General features: G+C 29.9%; 20 protein-coding genes, 1 other RNA gene and 2 riboswitches. Of the genes, 9 read left to right on the top strand and 12 right to left on the bottom strand.

The features are described 5' to 3' along the window. Nucleotides 1-60 precede the first annotated feature (60 nt). Nucleotides 61-471, top strand: a complete 411-nt coding sequence (locus tag BUB36_RS11815; RefSeq protein ID WP_073150347.1) for a bactofilin family protein — start codon at nt 61-63, stop codon at nt 469-471. 99 nt (nt 472-570) lie between these two features. On the opposite strand, the gene pdxR is transcribed toward BUB36_RS11815, so the two are convergent. Together pdxR and BUB36_RS11805 are read right to left on the bottom strand one after the other, a co-directional pair. After that, a complete protein-coding gene (gene pdxR / locus BUB36_RS11810) occupies nt 571-2,064 on the bottom strand; it encodes a MocR-like pyridoxine biosynthesis transcription factor PdxR (protein ID WP_073150344.1) in 1,494 nt (497 codons plus the stop codon). 159 nt (nt 2,065-2,223) lie between these two features. Next, nucleotides 2,224-2,466: a hypothetical protein gene (locus BUB36_RS11805; protein WP_073150342.1), complete on the bottom strand. Its 243-nt coding sequence runs from the start codon at nt 2,464-2,466 to the stop codon at nt 2,224-2,226. Nucleotides 2,467-3,059: 593 nt separating this feature from the next. Here BUB36_RS11805 and BUB36_RS11800 point away from each other — a divergent pair. Then, entirely contained in the window at nt 3,060-4,613 is a 1,554-nt protein-coding gene (locus tag BUB36_RS11800; protein WP_073150339.1) for a putative polysaccharide biosynthesis protein, read from the top strand. 95 nt (nt 4,614-4,708) lie between these two features. On the opposite strand, the gene ssrS is transcribed toward BUB36_RS11800, so the two are convergent. Then, a non-coding RNA gene (gene ssrS, locus BUB36_RS11795) (6S RNA) lies at nt 4,709-4,885 on the bottom strand. Between the two features lie 323 nt (nt 4,886-5,208). Between ssrS and BUB36_RS11790 the strand changes: the two genes are divergently transcribed. Beyond that, complete coding sequence (locus BUB36_RS11790) at nt 5,209-5,658, top strand: YaaR family protein (protein WP_073150336.1); 450 nt, start codon at nt 5,209-5,211, stop codon at nt 5,656-5,658. Nucleotides 5,659-5,735: 77 nt separating this feature from the next. Here BUB36_RS11790 and BUB36_RS11785 read toward each other — a convergent pair whose 3' ends face one another. Beyond that, a complete protein-coding gene (locus tag BUB36_RS11785) occupies nt 5,736-6,653 on the bottom strand; it encodes an RluA family pseudouridine synthase (RefSeq protein WP_073150333.1) in 918 nt (305 codons plus the stop codon). A gap of 394 nt (nt 6,654-7,047) precedes the next feature. On the opposite strand from BUB36_RS11785, the gene BUB36_RS11780 reads away from it, so the two are divergent. Next, nucleotides 7,048-7,857, top strand: a complete 810-nt coding sequence (locus tag BUB36_RS11780) for an NAD(+)/NADH kinase (RefSeq protein ID WP_084111999.1) — start codon at nt 7,048-7,050, stop codon at nt 7,855-7,857. A gap of 101 nt (nt 7,858-7,958) precedes the next feature. Here BUB36_RS11780 and BUB36_RS11775 read toward each other — a convergent pair whose 3' ends face one another. Continuing rightward, nucleotides 7,959-8,531 carry a hypothetical protein gene (locus BUB36_RS11775; protein WP_073150330.1) on the bottom strand — a complete coding sequence of 191 codons (573 nt, stop codon included), beginning with the start codon at nt 8,529-8,531 and terminating at the stop codon, nt 7,959-7,961. Further along, nucleotides 8,491-9,762, bottom strand: coding sequence for an O-antigen ligase family protein (locus BUB36_RS11770; protein WP_073150327.1), 1,272 nt, complete (start codon nt 9,760-9,762; stop codon nt 8,491-8,493). The genes BUB36_RS11775 and BUB36_RS11770 overlap by 41 nt, the downstream gene beginning before the upstream one ends. Nucleotides 9,763-10,021: 259 nt before the next feature. Between BUB36_RS11770 and BUB36_RS11765 the strand changes: the two genes are divergently transcribed. After that, the gene (locus BUB36_RS11765; RefSeq protein ID WP_073150324.1) at nt 10,022-10,522 is read left to right on the top strand and encodes a D-glycero-alpha-D-manno-heptose-1,7-bisphosphate 7-phosphatase; all 501 of its coding nucleotides are present in this window, start codon (nt 10,022-10,024) and stop codon (nt 10,520-10,522) included. Between the two features lie 305 nt (nt 10,523-10,827). On the opposite strand, the gene fabI is transcribed toward BUB36_RS11765, so the two are convergent. Together fabI and ltaE are read right to left on the bottom strand one after the other, a co-directional pair. Further along, nucleotides 10,828-11,598 carry an enoyl-ACP reductase FabI gene (gene fabI, locus BUB36_RS11760; RefSeq protein WP_207550809.1) on the bottom strand — a complete coding sequence of 257 codons (771 nt, stop codon included), beginning with the start codon at nt 11,596-11,598 and terminating at the stop codon, nt 10,828-10,830. Nucleotides 11,599-11,739: 141 nt separating this feature from the next. Then, nucleotides 11,740-12,765: a low-specificity L-threonine aldolase gene (gene ltaE, locus BUB36_RS11755; protein ID WP_073150321.1), complete on the bottom strand. Its 1,026-nt coding sequence runs from the start codon at nt 12,763-12,765 to the stop codon at nt 11,740-11,742. Nucleotides 12,766-13,038: 273 nt separating this feature from the next. Between ltaE and ytvI the strand changes: the two genes are divergently transcribed. The 3 genes from ytvI (at nt 13,039) to BUB36_RS11740 (ending at nt 17,268) form a co-directional block, all read left to right on the top strand. Then, on the top strand, nt 13,039-14,109 hold the full coding sequence (ytvI, locus tag BUB36_RS11750; protein ID WP_073150318.1) for a sporulation integral membrane protein YtvI: 1,071 nt from the start codon (nt 13,039-13,041) through the stop codon (nt 14,107-14,109). A gap of 205 nt (nt 14,110-14,314) precedes the next feature. Further along, complete coding sequence (locus BUB36_RS11745; RefSeq protein ID WP_073150315.1) at nt 14,315-16,222, top strand: type I glutamate--ammonia ligase; 1,908 nt, start codon at nt 14,315-14,317, stop codon at nt 16,220-16,222. A gap of 173 nt (nt 16,223-16,395) precedes the next feature. Next, on the top strand, nt 16,396-17,268 hold the full coding sequence (locus BUB36_RS11740) for a mechanosensitive ion channel family protein (protein WP_073150312.1): 873 nt from the start codon (nt 16,396-16,398) through the stop codon (nt 17,266-17,268). 221 nt (nt 17,269-17,489) lie between these two features. Then, nucleotides 17,490-17,669: riboswitch (cobalamin riboswitch) on the bottom strand. A gap of 45 nt (nt 17,670-17,714) precedes the next feature. Here BUB36_RS11740 and BUB36_RS11735 read toward each other — a convergent pair. After that, on the bottom strand, nt 17,715-18,977 hold the full coding sequence (locus tag BUB36_RS11735) for a putative manganese transporter (RefSeq protein WP_084111997.1): 1,263 nt from the start codon (nt 18,975-18,977) through the stop codon (nt 17,715-17,717). A gap of 448 nt (nt 18,978-19,425) precedes the next feature. Then, nucleotides 19,426-19,607: riboswitch (Lysine riboswitch) on the top strand. 290 nt (nt 19,608-19,897) lie between these two features. Between BUB36_RS11735 and BUB36_RS11730 the strand changes: the two genes are divergently transcribed. After that, the gene (locus BUB36_RS11730; protein WP_084111995.1) at nt 19,898-21,454 is read left to right on the top strand and encodes a Na+/H+ antiporter NhaC family protein; all 1,557 of its coding nucleotides are present in this window, start codon (nt 19,898-19,900) and stop codon (nt 21,452-21,454) included. A 50-nt stretch (nt 21,455-21,504) separates the two neighbouring features. Here BUB36_RS11730 and BUB36_RS11725 read toward each other — a convergent pair whose 3' ends face one another. The 3 genes from BUB36_RS11725 to BUB36_RS11715 form a co-directional block, all read right to left on the bottom strand. After that, the gene (locus tag BUB36_RS11725; protein ID WP_073150309.1) at nt 21,505-23,079 is read right to left on the bottom strand and encodes a Na+/H+ antiporter NhaC family protein; all 1,575 of its coding nucleotides are present in this window, start codon (nt 23,077-23,079) and stop codon (nt 21,505-21,507) included. A gap of 488 nt (nt 23,080-23,567) precedes the next feature. After that, on the bottom strand, nt 23,568-24,848 hold the full coding sequence (locus BUB36_RS11720) for a glycosyl hydrolase family 18 protein (protein ID WP_073150306.1): 1,281 nt from the start codon (nt 24,846-24,848) through the stop codon (nt 23,568-23,570). 224 nt (nt 24,849-25,072) lie between these two features. After that, the coding region (locus tag BUB36_RS11715) for a transposase (protein WP_207550808.1) at nt 25,073-25,258 on the bottom strand (186 nt) is incomplete at its 5' end.

The raw sequence follows: 25,258 nt of genomic DNA, 5'->3' as shown, positions 1-25,258 counted from the left end.
ATTAGACTTTTTTAAAATTTGCACTGTGATATGATCTATAATAATTTAGGAGGAATTAAGATGTTAAAAAAGAAAAATAATACTTCACCCCAAGGATTTGATACTTTAATAGGGAGTAATGCAACCTTTGAAGGTTCTTTAAAAACCAGTGGTTTACTTAGAATTGATGGGTCCTTTAATGGTAATATTGAAGTAGATGGAAGCATTATTATCGGAAAAGAAGGTAAGGTAATCGGAAATATTAAAACAGATAGTATTGATATCTCTGGTGTTATCAATGGCAATGTTATAGCTTCTGGGCATCTTAAAATATGTAGTACTGGAAAGTTATTTGGTGATATAGAAGTAGGCAGCTTTATCGTAGAAGAAAATGCTATCTTTGATGGTAAATGCAAAATGGAAGATAAAATCGCTAATATAAAGGATAATAAAGATAATAAGAAGACCTCTAAAGGAAAAGTTACAGCCTGAGGCGTGCAAAAATGCACGCCTTGAACTTCAACTCTTTTTCAAAAGCCTCTATCTTGTTGACTTTGTCAACAAGATAAAAAAAGCGTTATAAACGCTTTTTTATAATATTGGTCTATAACTACTTTTCCTTTGAGGTCTAATATTGCTTCTCTCATAATATTTTATTATTGCTTCACTTAATATTTCAATGCCTTTCTTTATATCATCAGGATAAACATCTGCAATACTTAATCTAAAAAAATTACTTTCACTATTTCCTGGATAAAAAACACCTCCAGGAATAAAGGCTATATCCTTATTTATGCTTTGTGAATAAAGTTCATTAGCAGAAAACCCAGGGGCTAGTCCAATCCAAAAATTTATTCCTCCCATAGGCTTTAAGAATGTTGTCTCTTCTGGCAAATTATTTTCTAAGCTTTGAACCATAGTATCAAATCTTTCCTTATATATTTTCTTCATATACGTAATATGCCTCTTCCAAATCCCTTTTCTTAAATACAAGTCAAATGCTCGTTGAATAAGACTAGATGTCGATATGTCAGATGTTTGTTTAGCAATTAAAATCTCATTGTTAAGATTTATAGGTACTATAAGAAATCCTAATCTTAAACCAGGCATAAATATTTTAGAAAAGCTTTTTATATAAATCACATTTTCATTTTTATCCATACTTTTCAAAGTAATATTTTCATCGGTGTAAAAATTCAAATCGTTTAAATAATCATCTTCAATTATAATCAAACCTTTTTTGCTTGCTAACTCTAAAAGTCCCTTTTTTGTATTTGTACTATAGGAATAGCCAGTGGGATTTTGGAAATTAGGCATAGTATAAATAAGCTTAGGATTATATCTTTCTATATAGTCTTCTAAAATGTTTAAGTCTATACCATCCCTTGTGATTGGTGCCTTCAACATTTTTACACCCCTAGACTCAAAGGCAGCAATTGCACCCGTATATGTAGGACACTCTACTATTACAGAGTCCCCATGCTTTAACAAGGCCTTAGATATTATATCAATTCCTTGCTGTGCTCCAGATATTATTTGTATACTTTCGATGGAAGTATTAATTTTATAGAATTCTAAATATTTTACTATATATTCTCTTAAAGGAGAATATCCTTTACTATCGTGATATCCAAAGGCTAAACCCTTGTCTCTATCTAAAACCTCATTCAATACTTCCTTAAAATCACTTACAGGAAACAAATGTGGAGTTGGAGTTGCACTTGCAAAGTTAATAACATTCTCCCTAACCTCTATTTGTCCTCTATCCATCAATCTTATATCTTCATAGGCTTCCCCTTCTAATCCATCAAAGCCTTTTAAATAACTATTATCTTCAATATCCGAAACAAATGTTCCGCTTCCTATCTTTTTATAAACATAATTATTATTTTCAAGTAGATTATAGGCCTTTACTACAGTTATATTGTTAACATCAAGTAAATCAGCAAGTTTTCTAATAGGAGGTAGTTTTTCATGGGGTTTTATATCCTTATTAATAATTAAATCCTTTATAGAGTTATATAACTGCATATAAAGATGTTCTGTGCAATGTCTATTTATACTAATTTTTTTAAATTTATACATATCATATCACCTTTATATTTATTAAGTAAATAGCATGATAACTTCCAAAAATAATTTATCATAATCCTATTATAAACTAATACGCAAGTATTTCAAGTTAGAACGTTTTAATATCATCTCAGGATTTTATTAAATTGATTTTATCTATTTTTATAAAAATCATTTTATTACTTTATCAATAGTAATTCTTTTATCATTTTTACAATCGGAACAAGAAAATAAATGTACACATTTATCGCTCTGAACCCCATCAATAAGCTCAGTAATATTCATATCTAAATATGAACTATAGTTATCATAGTAATCTGACATCCTTCCTTTATCTATCATTTTCCCTTTGCATTCTTCACATTCCACTTCGTATTCCTGTAATCCGTTGCATAATGGGCAAATTTGCTCCATGTTCTCACCTCCTCGTTATTAATAATGATTATTGAAGGATATGTTTTTTATATAATTTAATTTTGTTAAACAATATAAATTCTTTATTATAGATAAACGACATTAACATTCAAAATAAATTTCAAAGAAAATAATGAACGTTTCTACATTTTTTATTTGAAGTTTATTAAACCTTGAATTTGTTTATCTTTATTTTCTACTTTTTAATAAAAATAATTCACAGCTATAGTTTTTAAATACAATTTCTGTAGCAAATCAGTTTCTTTGGACACATTTTAAGTTGCAAGCACTATGGTCTTTCTAATAAGTTTTAAAAGAAAATAATTTGTACCAATATTTCACTGGTAATAGCTTTAATTTCTCTTATAGTATTCTATTTTACTCTGCTTCAGCTATACAATTTTTTGCAAAAAAGTTTGATTTTCTTAGCAAAAACAACAACATCTTTGAGATTCCCTACTTAGTCATATTTGCCTTGATTTTAGAATAATTATTTAACAGTGAAAAAATTCTATGAAATTTATTAAACCTTGAAGTTGTTTATTTCTGAAAATAGCCATAATTCTCGAATATTAATGAAAGAAGGTAATAATTTGAAGAAGAATTCATTTATATATAGCACTATAATATTAGTAATAGCAAATTTTTTTGCTAGATTTATCGGATTCATTTATAAAATTTTATTATCACGATTATTAGGCTCAGAGGGTATAGGTCTATATCATTTGATTTTCCATACTTTTTTAGTAATCATTACAATAACTTCTTCTGGTATTCCAGTAGCCTTATCAAAAATTATTGCGCAAAAAATTTCGGTAAGGGATTACAAATCATGTAAAATTACATTATATTTTAGTTTGATACTAGGCCTTACTATATCAATTTTATTGTGTATCTTAACATTTAAAAATCAAGATTTTTTTATAAAATATATTATTAAAAGTAACAAGCTTGAAAAAAGCTTAATTGCATTAATCCCTGCTATTCCAATTGTCACACTATCATCTATTTTTAGAAGCTATTATTATGGTATTAAAAAGGTTACACCCTCAGCAAATGCACAAATTATTGAACAGCTTTCAAGGGTTATTTTTGTAATAGGTTTCTTGCACGTTTTAAATCCCCAGGATTTAAAAACTTCTGTTATGATTGCTACTCTTGGAATTACAGTAGGAGAAGCTGCTGGTCTTTTATTTCTCATTGCAAAGTTTAAATCCCATAGTAAATATATTATAAACTATGGCAATAGTAAATTGGGTTTTAGCGATTCTGCTTCTTTGCTATGGAAATTTTTAGCAATATCCTTTCCAATAACTATACCTAGGTTAGTTTCAGTTTTAATGCAGTCAGTAAATATGTTTCTCGTACCTCGTCGTCTACAGATGGCAGGATATAGCTTAGAGCAATCCGTTACAGCTTTTGGTGAAGTAGTTGGTATGAGTATGCCTTTGTTATTCCTTCCCTTTATTGTAACCTCGGCATTGGTTGTAAATCTTATTCCTAATATCTCTGCAGAAAACGCTTTAATGAAATCCTCGAATATCGAAATGAAATCATTGTTAGCTCTAAGAATAACACTGCTTATTTCTATACCAATAGCCTTTATATTCTTATTCTTCGGAGCACCTATTTGTGGTTTTCTTTATAATAAACCAAGTGTAGGTATTTATTTAAAATATTTATCATACTCTTTGATTTTTTTAAGCCTTCATCATATTATTGCTGGTATTCTACATGGCTTAGGAAAGCAAATACTTACTACCATAAATTATTTAATAGGTATGACAACACATTTGATATGTATTTATTTCTTAGTATCTATACCGAAAATTGGTGTCTTGGGTTTCATTATTGGTTTTATATTATCATCTTTTATAATGTTTTTTTTGAACTTAACTACTCTAAAACACTTTATAACTATAAAAATTGAAATCATTAACCATATTATAAAACCTATTATTTCCTCTATATTTATGATAATAGTAATTATATTTAGCAATAAATACCTTACTCTTCTTAGTATTCCAACTCAAATCGATATTTTAATATCTACTTTCATCGGTGGTTTTATATATCTATTAAGTGTTTTTGTTACAGGCAGTATTAAATTCCAAACTATAAAATCCATTTTTTCTTTCAGAAAATAAAAACTTAGGGTATATCATGCCCTAAGTGCTTTTATAGTTAACTTTATTCAGAATTGATATAATTTACTAAACATTCCTATATGCTCCCATATAGCTATATACCCAAGATGTCGTTACCTTGTAAATTCACACCCGGTATCACCTAGGTGGGTGTCCTATTCTATAGTTCTGACTTCCACTATATTGAGGCCCGTCATCGCCATAAAAACCTGGACTCCCGGATGCTTATTGGTGGTTGAATTTCAAGGCTTTAACGAACATCCTAGGCTTAAATATTATTATCTATATAGATTTCCAATAATAAAACTTAATTTATACATATCAAAATATACAGAGCTTTTAAGGATTTTTGATGTGCATAAATTAATTGTTTTACTGGAATATCTATATTATAACTCAAATGCTAAAAAAATAAAAGCGTCCTCTATATATTTATATTATTATTTCAAGAAAATTAAAATATAATTAAAAATATTGTTTATTTTAGCCGAAATATAAATAAGATAAAATGATTAGTTTTAACTGTATTTGTAAATTTATACACAATCTAGTGATATGATAATACATAGTCATAAAGATGAGGTGCTAAACTTCTATGAAAATAGCAGATATAAATAATCGAAAAACCCTTAATTCATTATTAGTAAAAGAATCGAATAAAGTTAAAAGAGAAATTCAAAATGACTTTGCTTCAAACCTTACTCAACTTAAGGGAGATGCTTTACAGGAACGCCTTACTAATTTATTAGATAAAATTAATACACAATCAAAGGAAGTTGAGAAGAAATTTTATTTAAATGACATTTTAAAGTATAAAAAGCTAGTAAAAGAATTTTTAAATTTAACTATAAACAATTCCCATAAATTTTCCAAAGAAAATTTTTTGGACAGGCGTGGACGCCATAGAGTCTTATCTATAGTAAGACAGGTTGATGAGGAATTAGAAGCTTTAACGAAGGATTTTCTAGAAAAAGAAAAAGATAGAATAAAAATCTTGAATAGACTTGATGGAATTAGAGGATTGCTGTTGGATATTTTTATGTAAAACGAATATGTCCTTTACCCTTTATGGTTGTAGGGTATAGATTGAAGATTTCTATGTCATTAAAAATCATGGATCTATTACCGTCCATGATTTTTTAATTTTGTGATTAAATTTTTAATATCCTCTGGTATTTCTGCTTTTACAAACTTTTCTTCTCCTGTTCTTGGTTGATAAAACTTTAATGTTTCGGAATGTAATGCTTGTCTATCTATTAATTCATTATCTACATATCCATACAATTCATCACCGATCAATGGATGTCCGATATGCTTCATATGCACCCTTATCTGATGGGTTCTACCAGTTTCTAATGTCAATCGCACCAAGCTGGCATTTTTATATCTTTCAACAACTTCATAGTGTGTTATACTTCTTTGTCCACTTTCAATAACTTTTCTATGTATAGAATCTTTTTCAGTGCGTCCTATTGGTTCATCTATTATGCCATAGTCTTTTTCAATAATCCCATATACAACTGCCAAGTATTTTTTTTCTACAACATTTTTTATCATTTGATTAGACAGCTCTTGTTGAGCAAAGGGATTTTTGGCAATCATCAATAATCCTGAAGTATCTCTATCCAATCTATTTATAAATCTAATCTTAAAGCTTTGTCTTGTCTTATTTATATAATTAACTAATCCATTAGCAATAGTGTTATCTGGATGCCCCTTTGTAGGGTGAACCACTATGCCAGGCTGTTTATTGATAATTAAAAGGTCCATATCTTCGTAAACTACCTCTATAGGGATATCTTGTTCCTCAAATTTATTGATTTCATCTATCATTACAACCTTTACAATATCACCTTTTCTTAATCTGCTATTTAAAGAAATGTTATTATCATTAACAAAAATTGTTTTATCTCTTTTTAGTTTTCTAATTAATCTTCCTGAAAGCTTCATTTTTTCATAAAGAACTTCTCTTAATTCTATACCTGTATCTATATCTTGTATTTTATATATCAGTGTATTTGAACTTATTTCATTAGTCATTTTATCACCTATTTCATTTTGTATTTATTCATCACAGTTTACTTTTAAAAATAAGATATTAGCGTTATAATCTATTTATGGATATAAATCATTTTTAATAACATCTAAATCATTAAGCTACTACTATAATAAACGCTTTTCTTCATTGACATGAAACTATTACTTGATTTATAATTTGAAGTAATTTTTAAATTATTGCATAAGCAAATTACATAATTACCATAGGACAAAGGCGTCTTTGACTCTTTTTAAGTTGTGAGTACTAGGGTCTTTCTTGTAGGTTTTAAAAGCTTAAAAGCTGTACAACATATATTATGCAATTTTGCCAAGCTATAATTACGTAATTTCATCAAATAATAATAAAGAAGAAATATAAAGATAAAGGAGTATTTTTATGCAACGAATTAACCAAATAATAAACATAGTATCAAATGATAAACCTGTGTCAAAGGAAACAGCCAGAATACTAAGACATAAACTGATAAAAAACGATTTTATAGTTTCTGAAAAATTTGAACCTAATGCAAATTTAATTATATGTATTGGAGGAGACGGTTCATTCTTAAGAACCCTCCATAAATACAATTTCCCTGATATACCTGTTATAGGAATTAATACTGGCCATTTAGGTTTCTTTCAAGATATAGCCCCCCATGAATTAGATGAATTCATATTTAGATATAAAAAGGGTGATTATGTTATCGATCATATTCATCCCTTGGAAGGTTTAATATGTACAAGAAATAGTTGTATTGAAGTACTAGGTATAAATGAAATTGTTATTAAAGGTTTAAAATCTACTACTATTCATCTAAATCTTTTTTTAGACCAAAGCTTTTTAGAAAAATTCAGTGGAGATGGTCTTTTAATATCTACTCCTACAGGTAGTACTGCATATAACTATTCCTTGAGGGGAAGCATAGTTGACCCTAGATTAAATTTGTTACAAATTACACCTATTGCTCCTATTAATACTGTAGCATATCGTTCATTTACTTCTAGTATAATTGTTCCTAATTATTCTACTATAAAAATCCATCCAGAATATACATATGAAAATTCTGTTTTAATTGTTACCGATGGCACTGAATATAAATATAATGGAATAGTTGAAGTTCTAGTAAAGTTATCTGAATTAAAAATAAAGCTTTTAAGATTTAAAGAATATAGTTTTTGGAATAAGGTTAAGGAAAAGTTTTTATAGGAATTTAAGTAAATACTTTAATTTATACATGTCCGAAATCCCAGAAGCATTGCATATTTGTACATGTATAAATTAAGTTTTACTATTGGAAATCTATATGTTTAGCGTATTTTATAATGCAAAATCAAATGTGTATTTGTCAATTCTTCCTTTAAAAGTATATAATGATTAAAGGTATTTTCACAAAAACTAATTATTTCTTTTATGTCCCTATGGCTATCTTTTATATCTATTATGTCAACTTCAGCCTCCCGCCAACCACTCCTTAAAAGCTTTTTCAAAGAATTCTCATCTAAAAGTTCCTTTGGAATTGATCCAAAAATATTTCCCTTAATAGTTTTATGTTGAATCCAAAACTCATTATGGGCATTTAAAGCTCCAGCTTGCTTTAAATCCTCTGCTCTTTGCTCCCCAAACCTAACAATATAGTCTCCTTCATAATAATTTTTTACAAGTATAGGCTTATAAATAAAGGGAATGGTATTAATGATTACACAATTCAATTTTATTTTTTTATACTTATCTGATTCTTGTGCCTTTAACGTACTTTTAATTTTTTCACAAATACTAATAATATCATCTATATTACTACTTAATTTAGTTATATTTCCTAAAGAATCATTTCTTTCAAGCTCAAAAATAGCTCTTTTTAATGCTGATATCTCTTGTTCCATATAATTCCCCTCCACTATCATTTCTATTACTAGAACAAGGCTTAGGTATTATTTCTTTCATTAAATCATTATTTTTTATGTTGGTTACTAATGAAAAAATAAATACTACAAAAAATAAATACTGTGGAGCAATAATTGCGGCATCCATTAATCCATGTATAAATATAGAAACAAAACTCAAAGCACTGGATATTGCAATATCACTATTATATATATTTTTTTCCATTTTTTGTATTGATAATATGCTTTTTACTAACTTCATTAAAATTATACCAAAAATAATCATTCCTATGAATCCTGTTTCACTAAGTAGATTTAATATAAGATTATGAGCATGATATACTGGTGAATTTATTTTATCTGAATAATTATTTATATAATGCTTCATAGTATTCAAACCAGTACCAAATAAAAAATTATCTTTTATAATCTTAAAAGTGGATTTATAAATCTCTAATCTATAATATATACTATGGTCATATAAAGATTTACTTAAGCTCATTCTTTCAATCCCTGCATTTCCATTTATTGAAATTAAACAAGTAAAAAACAAGATTTCATATATCATATATATGATTTTTTTTCTATAAAGTAACATAATAAATACTATAATGAATAATGCTAGCCATGCTCCCCTAGAATATGTAAGTATCAAGCAAAAACTTGATAGTATCAAAGATAGAATATTTATTTTTCTAGATTTAATATTTTCTAAAGAAGTTATTTGGAAACAAATACAAAATACTAAATATCCTCCCAATACATTTGGATTCAATAGGGTGGAATAGGCTCTTGTGCTAATATTATATACTTTACTATCTATCCAAGCCTGAGTAAAAAAAAGATTTTCCATAAAATAAAATTGTATAATACCATATGTTGCAATTATTATATTACCAATGGTAAAAAAATTAAATATGTCTATAGTATCATTAATTGAACAAACATACTTTCTAATCACTATATAAATAAATATAGAAATAAAAATTATCCCTACACCTAATAGGGTATCCATTTTGTAATCTGATATAATTAAAGAAAAAATTGCAATTAAAAGAGTACATAATAAAAGTTTTTCTTTAACTAAGAAATAAAATAATTTCTTGAATTCCCCTTGAATTAATAAATAAATGAATAATGCCAAAAAAACTACATATCCACAAAATGGTATAACAGAACTAGATATTAAAGCTATAATCAATGTTAATTTTACAATTATATCTTGTTTCACTTTGCTTTCTCTCCAAGCTCTCTATCCAATTTTAAAGTTGCTATATCAAACATAGATTAGTACATATGAGATATAATAATTAATAAAGTTACTTATTAACAATATTATAAACACAGCAGAATATAAAATTGTTCAGATTTTATTTTATCATATTGCAAGTGCTTTTTTAATATCTTTTGCTTAACATTAGGTATATACATATTTTACCTTAATCCTTTTATTCAAAATCATACAAAATACAATTATAGGAGGTCATCTTATGAATAAGGCCGTTTTTTTAGATAGAGATGGAGTTATTAATGATAATTATAAGCCTGTAAATAGCCCTAGGGACTTAAGAATATATCCTTGGTCAGCTGAAGCTATTTTAAAATTAAATACTGCTGGATATTATGTTTTTGTTGTAACTAATCAAGGTGGAATTGAAATGGGTTATTTTAAAGAAAAAGACTTAGAAGAAATTCATAATAAATTACTAAATGAAATAGAAAAATCTGGTGCATCCATAGATGAAATTGATTTTTGTCCCCATTTTAAAACTAAATGCGAATGCAGAAAACCTGAAGCAGGTATGCTTAAGAGACTTGCAAAAAAATATAATATCGATCTAAACAGCTGCTTTATGATTGGAGATAGAGATATAGACATTGAAGCAGGAATTAAAGCTGGTTGTAAGACTATTAAAATAGGTAAGCCTTATAAAAAAGCTGATTATATAGCGAAAAACTTAATGGAAGCAGTAAAGCTTATTTTGAAATAAAATAAATATGTATTAAATCACATTTTAGTTGCAAGTTCCATATTCCAAGTTACAAATTTTAAGCTATTGCTTCAGGTCTTTTAAAAACAAAACCTAAAGAAACATTTTAGTTGATAAATAATTGAGGAAATTACATAATTCTAACTTGGCAGAATTGCATAATAGATATGGTATGGCTCTAGGGCTTTTATAACTATATATAATAGCTAGTTTTGGGAGAAGGTAATTATGCAATTTGCTCAATTAATAGATCATTCACTAAAAAGTACTTTTTAATGAATGATCTATTCCTCTAATTTATATTTTTATCCTACAATATGGTATCCACAATCCACATGAATATTTTCACCCGTAACTCCTGTTCCAAGTTCACTACATAGGAATAAAGCTGTATTTGCCACTTCCTCTGTTTTTACTAAACGCTTCATTGGCGCAATATCTTCAAATCCCTTTAACAATTTTGAAAAATTCTTAACTCCCTTGGCAGAAGTGGTTTTTATAGGACCAGCCGAAATAGAATTTACTGTAATGTTTTCAGAACCTAGATCAACAGCTAAATATCTAACACTTGCTTCTAATGCTGCCTTAGCCACTCCCATCACATTGTAATTTTTTACTGCCCTTTCTGCTCCAAGATATGATAATGTAACTATACTTCCTCCTTCAGTCATAAGAGACCTAGCGTATTTTGAAACAGCTACCAAGGAGTAAGCACTAATATTTTGAGCCATTAAATACCCTTCCCTTGAAGTATTATAGTAATAACCCTGTAATTCATCTTTATTGGCAAAAGCTATGCTATGTATTACTCCATGAAGAACTCCAATTTTTTCTTTTACTTCCATAAAGGCTCTTTTTATATCATCATCATTCGTAACATCGCAAGAAATTAATAATGGATTTTCAACATTTTCTTCTTTTAAAAACTTTTCTAGATTTGCCTTGCTTTTTTCTCCATAATATGTAAATATAACGTTGGCTTTTTCATTAATAAATTTTTTTGCAATCCCCCAAGCGATGCTCCACTTGTTAGCTACCCCCATAATTAAAATATTTTTATCTTTAAGTAAACTCACTGTATTTCTCCTCCTTTTATAAAATAAAGGCGTATGATGCCACTTTATAGAATTATATAATATTATTCACAAAAACTCAAAATCAAACAGTCCTTTAACACAAATTAGCTAAATAGTAAATTTATTCACAAATATAACCTTTTATTTTAAGATATCTTTTATTTGTTCAAGAACATACTTTAAATCTTCTCTATTTACATCCTTATTAGTTACAAATCTATATTCTCCATCTTCTTTACCATTTATCTTTATATTTCTGTTAAGCATTTCTGAAATAAACTTCTCCTCTATTATAATATCATCATGCAATTCAAAGAAAACCATATTTATATCGTTTCTGTCAAATTTCACCTTTATATTGTCAAATTTTGATAATTCTTTAGCTAAATATTTAGAATTATCATGGTCATCATCCAATCTATCTACCATTTTTTCCAAGGCTATTATTCCCGCTGCAGCAATAATACCCGCTTGCCTTAAACCTCCACCCATAAGCTTTCTATTTTTTCTAGCCTTCTCAATAAAACTCTTACTACCTGCCAATATTGAACCTATTGGTGCAGCTAATCCTTTTGACAAACAAAACATTACACTATCGGTGTATTTCGTAATCTCTCTTACATCTGTCTTTATAGCCTTGGCTGCATTGAAAACCCTCGCTCCATCTAAATGAACAGGTATATTTTTAGTCTCAGCCAGCTCCTTTATCTGTTTCATGTTTTGAATTTCTATAACAGCACCAGAGGAATGGGCATTTTCAATACATATTAATCCAGTATTTGGAAAATGTATATCTTCATCTCGTACAGCCCTCTCAACATCACTTGGATTCATTGTTCCATTTTTTCCTTGTACAGTTCTTAGTTGTACTCCAGCTATAACTGCTGATGCCCCTACTTCATGCATCATTATATGGGAATTACTTTCTACAATTATTTCATCGCCCCTTCTTGTATGGGTCAAAATAGCTAGTTGATTCCCAAAGGTACCACTAGGAACAAATAGAGCATCTTCCTTTCCAATAATGTCTGCAGCCATTTTTTCCAATTTATTTACAGTAGGATCATCTCTATATACATCATCTCCTACCTCTGCACTAAACATAGCTCTTCTCATTTCTTCTGTAGGTTTAGTAACCGTATCACTACGCAAATCAATTATTTTCATACTTAATATACCCCCTAATTAATTTAATAAATTTTTGATAATCTTTACTTATTAATCCCATGCCTTAAAAAATTTATGGATAATTGTAAATAATCGTTTTTCAATGTATTATAGTACTGAGTCTCACATATAGTATAACAAATTATTATTGAACCTTTTATTTTTTTTAAACCATTTTTATAGTTTCATTTTTATTGTTTAAATTTTATAATATATGTATATGATTAGAATAATTATATAATAAAATGTGGCTTTTTTGTATAGGAGGATCTAATGGGAAATATCATAATTTCTAAACTCATGGTATTATTTATTTTAGTTTTAATTTACATAATCATTGCTAAATCCTTTATACTTCTATTACCTTTTGTTTTTGGATGGATAATTTCTATAATCATTGAACCTATGGTCTGTTTTCTTAATAAAAGACTAAAAATTTATAGAGGTATATCATCATTTATTTCTATTATAGCCTTTGTCCTAATAGCTGGACTGATTATTTTTTCTTTGGGAGGATTATTAATCTCGGAATTAACAAAGCTGTCAAACAAACTACCATCATTAAGTTTTAAAGCAAATGATTTTATTCCATATATTAACAATAAATTGGAACCCTTTTATATAAATGTTTCTCCAAACATATCCAAATCAATATATGATACGCTATATAATTTCATAAATTCATTAACAAAATATATTGGGGTATTAGCATCTTCAACTATAAACTTTGTTACAGCAATACCCAATTTAGTGCTATTTATTCTATTTACTCTGCTTTCTTCTTTCTTTATTTCAAAAGATAAAGAAAAGATTTATAATTTTATTAGAGCTTATATACCTGATAGTATTTTCAAAAGCAAAAAACTAAATATTTTGAAGGAGGATCTATTTTCTGCTCTCTTAGGTTATATAAAAGCTCAGCTCATACTCATGACTATAACCTTTACTGAAAGTGCCATTGGTTTAACCTTAATCGGTGCAAATTATTCAATTCTTATTGCTTTAGTAGTCAGCTTCGTAGATGCTTTGCCCGTATTAGGCTCAGGCTCTATTTATATACCATGGATTATATTTAAACTTCTACAAAAGGACTATAATACAGCTATATTTCTACTTATATTATATCTAACAATCACTATTGTAAGACAAACTTTGGAACCCAAGATCTTAAGTACTCAAATTGGTTTATATCCATTAGTGACTTTAATATCTATCTATATAGGAATTAAAGTATTTGGTTTTATAGGAATAATACTAGGCCCAATAATTGTGATTTCTATTTTAGCCCTTCAAAAAATGGGTATATTACCTACATTCAAAGGTCATACAAAAAATGAAAAATAAATAATTTTTGTGTATTTTTATAGAATGTTCGTATCTGTACGAATATTTTTGTTCTATTTTATTTTTTAACACATTGTAATAATTTCATTAAATACTAGCACTTTTCACCAGAAAACGTTATCTATTTGATTGATATAACTTTACATTATTTGAATTTATGCTATAATTGTTCATAATATCAAATTTGGCCAAAAGGGGTGTTCCAATGGATAAGCTTTTGTATTTTATCGAACCTGAAAAACACGATTCTAAAACATTAAAATCTTTGCTTGAAAGTCATAAAGAGATTAAATTTGTATCTTTAGTTGCTGTAGACCTTGGTAATAACCATACAGATGAAAAAATACCAATAAATGTTATGTTAAGTGATATTGAAGAATTTTTAAAGAACGGTGTTCAAACCGATGGTTCCAGTGTTTACTTACCAGAAATTGCTGAATTAAACGATGCAAAGGTTGACATTATACCTGATCTTAATGTTAAATGGTTTATTGATTATAACTATAACTTTATTGATGCTGATACTAATTTGCCAACGGGTACACTGCTAATCCCATCTTTCTTAAAGCATAGGGATAAGTTGATAGGCTCTCGTTCAGTCTTAAAATCTGCCGTTGATAATTTCAAAAAACAAATTCTAAATATTTTGAATAATAATGCCTCACTTCTAGATGAATTGAATATTCAATCCTATAACGATATTGACCAAGTACTACTAACAACTGCCACTGAACTTGAATTTTGGGTTCAAACTCCTGGTGACAAAGCAGAATTTGAGCACTTATCTACTTCACAAAATTTAAAAGAACAATATTGGAAGCGTACAGTAGGTCCTGTTCGTTCTGCTATGGAAAAATCATTAATTATGCTTAATAAATATGGTTATGAAGCTGAAATGGGTCACAAAGAAGTTGGCGGTATTCCATCATCCCTTACGAAAGATGGTAAATTTACTCATATAATGGAACAGCTTGAAATAGATTGGAAATATAGTAATGCTATGCAAACATCCGATAACGAATTGTTCGCAAAAGAGATTATAAAAGATATCTTTGTTAGCTACGGACTGGATGTGACCTTCTTAGCTAAGCCTATCGAAGGTGTGGCTGGAAGTGGTGAACATACCCACGTTGGAGTAGCCGTTAAACTAAAAGATGGCTCTATGCGTAACCTATTCACTCCTTCAGATATGAAGAAATATTTTATGAGTTCAATTGGTTGGGGAAGCTTAATGGGTCTTCTTAAAAATTATGAAGTCATTAATCCCTTTATTACTTCTACCAACGATGCTCTTAACAGATTGAAACCTGGGTTCGAAGCCCCTGTATGTATTGTTTCATCTATCGGTCATGAAGTCGAAACCTTATCAAGAAACCGTACTATTTTAGCTGGTTTAATAAGGGATTTCAATAACCCTTTGGCTACTAGGTTTGAAGTGAGAGTACCAAATCCAACAACCAACACTTACTTAGCAACAGCTTCTATTTACCAAGCTATGTTAGATGGAATTAAAGCAATCGCTAAATCAGGCAAATCTAATAAAGAACTTGAGAAAGAATTTTCAAAATCAGCTGGTGAAGAAGGCTTCTATCTCGAAAAAGACAGAGCCTATAGAAGTGAATATGATGTTTTTGAGCATTATACTGAAGAAGAAAGAAATAGATTATTTGGTATTCCTCCTGCAACAGTATGGGAAAATATAAGTAATTTAGATAAGTATCATGAAAAACTCAAAGTTTTATTAGATAATGATGTATTTACTGAAAAAATTATAGCTTCTTATAAAAGCAGTATTTTGATGCAATGGACAACTGAATTAAAAAATAGGATTATTCCTTCCAATATAGAACTGGTTAGAGAGTGTAAGAAGGTTCATGACATTGATTATGCCACGGATTTAGACGTTGTAAACTGGGAAAAAGTTAATCAGCTTAGATATTATTTAATGAAGGATAGTCTGAACCACAAATCATTATTTACTAGAATAAGAGAAGGTATTGACAATAAAGATTATAACTTAGTATCTGATTTGCAAATAGAGATGAATGATAAAATTACTTTATTGAAAAAATTATATGCAAACTATAAAAGAAATCTATTTAATATTTACTAGTTTTTAGAATATGTTCTATTTTAGGGCATATTCTTTTTTTATGCATTAAATTAAATCATCAAATATAAAGATTTTGCTTAATTATCTGTATATAAACTACTATACAAGAAAAAATATAAATATATAATAATTGATAAACACAAGTTTTAGGCAAGAAATTCTGAGGTGTTTAAATGAACTTAGACAATATTAAAGGGTTACAAAAATTAAATATCGATAAAATAAATTTAGGAATTCGTCCCTTCATTTCATCTATTATTATACTTATATTAGCCTTCATCCTAATTAAACTAGTAATGTTTTCAACAAAAAAAGTTATTGAACTAACAAAATTTAATGAGCAAAGGGAAAAAACTGTAAAAAGCATTATAGATTCGGTAGCAGCCTATTTTATAATGACATTTGCTATTTTAACTATTATGAGTGAATTTGGGTTAATAAAAAAAGCCACAATACTCACAGGTGCTGGTATATTTACTTTGATAGCTGGTCTTGGAGCTCAGAATTTGATAAAAGATTTCATCAATGGATTTTTTTTGCTTTTTGAAAGGCAGATGAAAGTAGGAGACTTTGTTGCCATAAATGAAAAATACTTTGGGACGGTTGAAGAAATAGGACTCAGGGCTACTGCTATTAGAGATTGGTCTTTAACAAAGCTTTACATTCCTAACGGAGAAATAAAGACCTTGAAAAATTACTATAAAGAAAAGTCTCGAGTAATAGTTCAAGTTATAGTTCCCTTTGAAGAAGATCATACTGAGGTTGAAAAAGCCCTTAAAGAAGTATGTGCTATGATTAATGAAAAATATGAAGATAGATTATACCGCATTGGAAACACAAATTATTCAGAATTTGACCTTATGGGAGTAATATCCTTTAATGGCATGGAAGGTGGAGCTAAATATATAATTACAGGAGTTGTTATTCCTCGTCATAGATGGTTTATAAGAAATAGAATATATGAAGAAATACTAAGGATATTTAGCCAAAGAAATCTGAAGATTGGATATCCAAGGGTTTGGTTTAAAGATAAGGAAACAGAATAATTATAATTAATATAGCAAACGGACAACAAAACAAGATATAGTAGTTTTTTTCTTCTTGACAAAACAAACATTTCAATAACTATAAATTAACTTTAACCGCTTCTTGCCTTTTGTTTAACAAACAACTTACCTAAAGCTAATACAAAATAGAAAAATCTAGCTTGGAAGGCTAGATTAGTATTTTGCAAATTTAGATAACGAAAAACCATTCTTCCCTCCGAAGACATTTAACAACATAGGCAGGTTTCCTGACTCACACTTCACCCTACTCCCTCGCCTTCCCAATATGATCAGTGACTTTATGAGGTTTCGTCGATGTTTACAGTAGCGGGGGCTGCGACGGATTTTCACCGTACTTCCCTTTTACCCTCTTTTGAGGCACCTACATCTCTATTTTGCTGTCCAAAATAATTATATCTTAATTCAAGTCAAAATACAACAATTTACTAAAATAAATTAAGGGTTATTTCCATATAATAGATGATTACCCCTAAAATAATTGCTGGAATAGTAGTTATAACTGTAGCCCATAGAGAAGACCTTCTATCAATTGCTAAAAGTGGAAATAATGCATCCCCATCTTGGGATATGGCATTAGCTAAAAGTGCAGCGAAGGGAATCATTCCTTTAGTAAATAGAGCAACAAAAATGACCTGTGGTCCACAACCAGGAATAAGACCTATTAAAGCACCAATAATAACTGCCATTAATCCAGCCGATGTCATTACTCCAGTCATAATTGCCTCACCCGCTACATAATTACCTCCACCTAATCCAAATATGGAAAGTTCATAAATCAGATACGCAACATACACCCAGGTTGACACAAAGGCTGTCTCCTGTGCACTATGTATAATAGTTTCCTTTAAAGACATAACCTTAAGCTCTGCTTCTTCATGGGTTTCATCTTGCAAAAATTTTCTGCCCATTATCATAAGCATTATTGAAAAGAGGGTTCCTCCAATACCAATTACAACACCTAGATTAGGAATAAACAGGCTGTTTACATCTACTTGGAACAATAAAGCAATGCCTAAAATAAGACCTATGGATATCATTAGCCAATAAACTCTATAGCCTTCATGGGTAAACCTATACCCTAAGGAATTGTATTCTTGATGCCCTTTGACTTTATGATGAAGGGCCAGATCTATTTCATCTCCTTCATCATGTCCTATATGACATATAAGCTCATCCTTGCAACCCTTCAAATTACTACATTCGTAATTTTGAGTCATATGATCTGCTTTTTTGTGTATCTTCTGCAAATCCTCTTTAGGTAGTCTTTTCATTCTAGCTAAAAGTTTATCTCCAACTTTATAATAATCTACTATATACCCCGTTATTATGGCTGCAATAAACGAAAGAATACTTACTAATAAATAGTGAAAAGGCAATGTAGAAATTATTACAAAGGCTGAATCGCCCATCGTTGCTATTAATGTTGAAACTACGGTTCCAAAACTAACTTTCCCCTTAACAAATAAAGGCATAACAAATATAGCCCCACCACATCCTGGCGTCAAACCTAAAAATGCACCTAAAACAGGCTGCCATTTTTTAGACTGCTCGATTTTTCTTACAAATTCACCAGATTTTTTATAATCTATATAGCCAAATAGAAGTAAAACTGCACCAACAAAAACACCTACCTGCAAAAATGAATTCTCTGCACTTTCTAATATGATTTCTATGATATCCTTTAACATTTTTGTCCTCCTTGATGGTATTTATCATTTAAGAAGATACCCTCGATTTACTGTTCCAAAACATATTTATATTTTAGGTTGTTGAATAACTAAATTTGGAAATTGTTAATTTAGCTAATTCACTATATTACAGGCTTATAATTATTTTTGTGAAAAATATCCTTAATAGTGTAAACACAGTATTTTACTGTTGGAAGAAATAGTTATTCAACAACCTAATATTTTTTAAAAAAAATCATAATCACCTGCTAATCTAATAAATAAGATCTTCTGTTTTGAAATATTTTAGTGTTTTGATATTTAATTTGAATAATTTTGTATATTTATATCGTAATCTTAAAAATTATTTTAATTTTCTATATATTTTGTTTCTTATTGACTATCCATAAATCCTATGATAGATTATTGTACATGTAAATTAAATATTAAGATACCTCATCCCTAATAAGGTTGAGGTAGAGGAGCGATACCTAATAGTAGCTATATGGAGGTCGGAAACCTTAGAAGTATAGTGAAAGGAGTTATCGCCGAAGCGATAGATACCAAAATCTATTGCTGGGTCTACATCTAATAGGTGTAGGACTGTCATCAGGTGGTTGCCCTGCTATCTGATGGAGTGCTATCTCATTACGGGCAAAAAGGGGATAGGTGTGTCTTCTGTTTTTGTGATGTTTAAAACACCTAATAGTCCTGTTAGGTGTTTTTTTATTATATAATTACTTTATGAGTAATCTGACCAAAAACAAAGGGCTTTTATGATTGTAAGTTTTATTTATTTCAAATTATCATTGCTTTAAAATCAGCCTATCTCCCCGTAATTAACAAGCTTTCAAACTTGTTAATTTAGCTGATAACTACATAATTTAAATTATAAGTTGTCAGTATCTGCTAATTAATAATATTACGAGGAGGATTTGATTATGAATTACGGATGGTTATCGGTTTTACCACCAATTTTAGCAATCATTTTATCACTACTTACTGGGGAAGTTCTATTATCTTTGTTTTTAGCTATCTTAATAGGTGCTACAATTGTATCAGGAAATCCATTATCAGGATTTACCAGTACATTAAACAAGTATATAGTTAGTTCTTTAACCGATGAGTGGAATATCAGTATACTTATTTTCTGTTTATCTATAGGCGGACTCATAGGATTATTAAGTAAAAATGGAGGAACAAAAGGTATAGCTAACCTCATAGTTTCAAAAGCTAAAGGAAATAAATCTACATTATTTATGACTTGGCTTTTAGGAGTACTTATTTTCTTTGATGATTATGCAAATTCCCTTATAGTAGGAAATACTATGAGAAGCATAATTGATAAGAAAAAAATTGCTAGAGAAAAATTAGCTTATATAGTAGACTCTACAGCAGCTCCTGTGTCAAGTATTGCCCTAATCTCAACTTGGGTAGGCTTTGAGACAGGTTTGATAAGAGATAGTTTAGTTAAACTTGGACTAGATTTAAATCCATATAAGCTTTTTATAGAAACAATACCATATAGATTCTACAGCCTTTTAGCTTTAGCCTTTGTTCTAATAATCATTGCTACAGGGAAAGATTTTGGTCCAATGCTTAAGGCTGAAAAAAGAACTAAATTAACAGGAAAGCTATATGATGATAATGCAAACCCAATAGTTTCTGATGAAGTATCCACCTTGGTATCAAGTGATATTGAAGGCAAATGGTATAATGCTGTAATTCCAATACTTTCTGTAATAATTATTACAATTATAGGATTATACATTAATGGTGGAGGCTTAAAGGGTGCTACAATACAAGAGGCCTTTGGAAATGCCGATGCTAGCGTAGTCCTTTTGTGGTCATCCTTCGGTGGAACAATAATTGCAGCTTTAATGTCCTTAGCACAGAGACTTTTATCTTTAAAAGAAATAATGGAATCATGGGTGACTGGAGTTAAATCTATGACTATAGCAGGCTTAATACTAGTTCTTGCTTGGTCCCTTGGTGGAGTTAATGATGATTTAGGTACTGCTAAATTTATTGTTGGATTAGCAAAGGGAAATCTTCCTCCATCACTGCTTCCACTTTTGATGTTTATATTGCCTTGTTTGGTTGCTTTCTCAACTGGGTCATCTTGGGGAGCCAATACAATAGTAATGCCCCTTGCAATACCACTAGCTGTTGAAATCGGAGGAACATATTTGTTAGTTCCAGTTGTGGGTGCTGTACTTACTGGAGCAGTTTTTGGAGATCATTGCTCACCTGTATCAGATACCACTATAATGTCTTCAATGGCAAGTGCATGTGACCATATAGCACACGTTAAAACACAATTGCCCTATGCTTTAACAGTTGCAGTTGTTTCAATAATAGTTGGATTTATACCAGCTGGCTTAGGACTGAATCCTTTTATTTCCCTTGTTTTAGGTGGAGGATTATTGATGGGATTTTTATATAAGTTCGGAAAAAAAGTGGATAATTCTACAGTAGACAATTCTTCTAAGATCTAAGTAATGAAGGATAATGGATGAGAGTGCCTATCAAGCACTCTCATTTATTTTTAACTATTGGTTGATTGTTTGCTAATACTGTCAATACCATATTTTTTGCTATAGTAGCCTGATAATATATACATCAATCCTCCTAAAATAATGAGTCCTAATGGTATCAATACTACTGGTCCTATTCCAACTATACCATAAATTAGATACATTAATAGCGCCACAAATGCTGCTGTTATAGCATAAGGTATCTGTGTAGAAACATGGTCAATATGATCAGCACCAGAGAAAATTGACGCCAAAACCGTAGTATCTGATATTGGTGAACAATGGTCTCCGAATATCGCACCAGAAAATACAACTCCCGCCATAACAGACGCTGTTCCCATATCTCCAGTTATTTTATATGCCAATGGTATAGCTATTGGAGTAAGTATAGTCATTGTTCCCCATGAAGTTCCAGTTGAAAAGGATATAAACATACCAAATAGGAATATCACTATTGGCAACAGCCAATATGGCATACTTCCACCTATCAAAGTAATTATATAGTCTGCAAGCTTCATATCCCCTGTTACTGTTCCTAATGACCAAGCTAAAACTAAAATAGCACATGCTAAAAGCATAAGTTTCAAACCTTCTAAAAAAGTATCCATTGTTTCTTTAAGGTTCATAATCTTTTGACTTAAAGCCATAGCTATACCAGTTATAGTCATAGCAAAGGCTCCCCATAATAACGCCTTAGCAGGATCGGAATTGCCTAATATCTCCATAATGTTTGCACCAGGTCTTCCTGTCCAATAAAAACCGAACATTGTAACTCCAACTAGAACGATAAGAGGTAAAAAGAAAGTTAGAATCTTTGGTTTCACATCCTTTGGTTCACCAAGCTCATAACCTACATCCATCATTGGCTGTGCACCTTCTCTAACAGTTTTTCCTGTGGTTATGGTTCTATGTTCTGCTTTAAGCATTGGTCCAAAGTCTTTACCAGTTATAACTACTATTCCTACAAATAATACAGCGAAAATACAATAGAGGTTGAATGGTATGCTTTTTAGATATATTTCAAAGGCTGATATACTTGTGATTTGAGCTGCATCCATACCTGATTTAATCATTGATATCTGAAATGCTATCCAGTCAGAAATAAAAAACGTTGCTACAGGTGCCGCTGTAGAGTCCAATATGTATGAAAGTCTTTCTGAAGATATTCTGTTTTCTTCAGATATATCTCTAAAAACATTTCCAACTATTGCAGCGTTGCAATAGTCATTAAAAAATACAATAATACCTAATAACCATGCACCAACACTTGCAGATTTTCTAGATTTTATTCTTTTTCTTGCCCACTGCGTTAAGGCTTTGCTACCACCCATTTTCCATATAAACGCAACACCTGCACCCATTAACAGGTTGAAAAGCAGAAGTCTAGCATTCCAGTCATCGGTGATTGATCCTACTACAGTATCCAATGAATACTCAATACCTGCAAAGGGATTTCCCCCACTTAAAATTATTCCACCAGTCAATATTCCTAAGAATAATGAGACAAGCACTCTCTTGGTAATAAAGCATAATACAATAGCAACCAATGGTGGTAATAATGTTAAGATTCCAAATCCATTTTCCATTTAATACCCCTCCTTTAATTAATAAAATATATAATAATAGCAAATTTTAGATATATATCCCTCCTTTGTGTTAATATTCAAAATTTTATGTCTATATATTATATTAAATAATCACTTTAATTTTCCTTCTTTTCTATAATATATAAATATTTTTTTACATCACACAAAAAGCTATATTTATTTATAACTTCTTTAAGTTTTCAATTTGCTATTTTTAAAGGACAAAGGCGTCTGCGATGCATTTTAGTTGCAAGTTACAAGTTCCATGTTCCAAGTTTTAAAGTCATTCTTTTAGGTCTAAGAAACCTTAATTTCTGCTTCTAAAATTTTACTGGGAATAATTTCAATTGTTCTTCTATCACTCTATTTTACTCTGTCTTAGTTATGCAATTTTTTGCAAGAATGTTTGAATTTCTAAATAATAAAAAATTACCCACTGTTATAGTAAGTGGATAAAATACGCTAAATCAAGTTATATATTTACTTCTTTAAAGGAGCTTTTTAATATTGAATAATGAATTAACTACTAACCAATTTTGAGGAAAATATTTATTAATCGTCCAATAGCTTACTCCACCAAGGTTTTTTCTGCTTGCTAGTTTTAATTTAGCCTCTATACTTCTAGCATCTTCAAACCACACTACATGCTGCTTTCCTTCACTATCATAATAATTGAAAAATGGAGCCTGTGATTCTGGGTCGTACTGTATGGCCCCTCCAACATCACCAGCTAAATCTACAGCCTTTGTATTTGTTACGGTTTTTGCTGCTGTTCCTGGCGTATATGGTAACGTCCAGTCATATCCATAGTTTGGTATGCCCATAAGAATCTTCTTGCTTGGTATTTCTGTTAGAGCATAATTGATAACCTTTTCAACTTCATTAATTGGAGCAACTGCTAAAGGTGGTCCATAGGTATATCCCCACTCATAGGTCATTATTACAACATGGTCTGCTAAAGCACCATGCACTGGATAATCATGCGCTTCATATACTACTCCTCTTTGAGAAGCAGATGTTTTAGGAGCTAAAGCTGTTGTAACTGTATATCCCATGGGTTTTAGTTTACTAGTAGCTTTTCTTAAAAAATTATTGTAAAGTTCTTTGTCTTCAGGATAGATATACTCAAAGTCTATATCTAATCCATAATAATTTTTCTCTTTTAAAGTATTGATTACATTATTCAAAAGTTTATCCTGGGTATCTTCACTACTAAGTATACTTCGTGCTATATCACTGCTAAAGCCGCCTCCTTTTTCTAGGTTTGTTATAACCATCAAAGGGGCTACTCCAGCATCTCTAGCTGCTTTAATAAGTGCTTCATCATCGATTGGGTTCAAAGTGCCATCTGGATTTACTTCATAGCTAAAGATACTAAGATAAGTTAAATATGGTAAAGTTTTTTTAAGTACATCCATATCTATATTTGGAAATGCATAGCCATTAACTTCAAAATCACCTAGTTTTTTTGTTCTTGGAGGAATGTCAATTATTTGACCTGGATAAATCATCACTGGATTTGTTATGTCTGGATTAGCATCGAGTATAGCTTGAACAGTAACTCCATATTGCCTTGCAATGGAATAAAGAGATTCTCCTTGAACTATCTTATGCTTTCTTTCTCCTTCTAATATTACCAATGTCTGTCCTACTACAAGCTTACCTGGGTCTGTAAGCTCATTGTCATCTGCAATTTTAAAAGGTGAAACTCCATATAATTGTCCAATACTATATAAGCTTTCACCTGGCTTAACAACATGAATAATCAAAAAATCACCCCTTTCATTTCAGTATATGTAAAACCTTTTTATAAGTTGCAAGTTCCAAGCTTCTAATCAACCTTTTTTGTCTAAATCATAACCACCCGTAAAACGGGTGGTTTGCTCTAGCCCTATAAGGGCATGGTACTTGCAGGTGTCTTAAGACACTCTGAATTAGTCCGCCAACCGCTTTACCTTCTCACACCACCCCTCAAGGGGTTAATTAACTTATTTTACTTCTTATTCTTTTTTCCTGTGAACGGATCTATATACTCTTTCATACTAATTTGGTCATTTGCTATATCTTCTTGTAATTGATTCCTTATATATTCTTCTATTACTTTTTTATTTCTTCCCACCGTATTTACATAATATCCTTTACACCAAAAATGTCTATTACCATATTTATATTTCAGATT

The organism is Paramaledivibacter caminithermalis DSM 15212 (assembly GCF_900142245.1).
Lineage (GTDB): Bacteria > Bacillota > Clostridia > Peptostreptococcales > Caminicellaceae > Paramaledivibacter > Paramaledivibacter caminithermalis.
The sequence above is the reverse complement of the archived record's forward strand: the minus strand, read 5'-3'. Positions and strand labels throughout refer to the sequence as shown.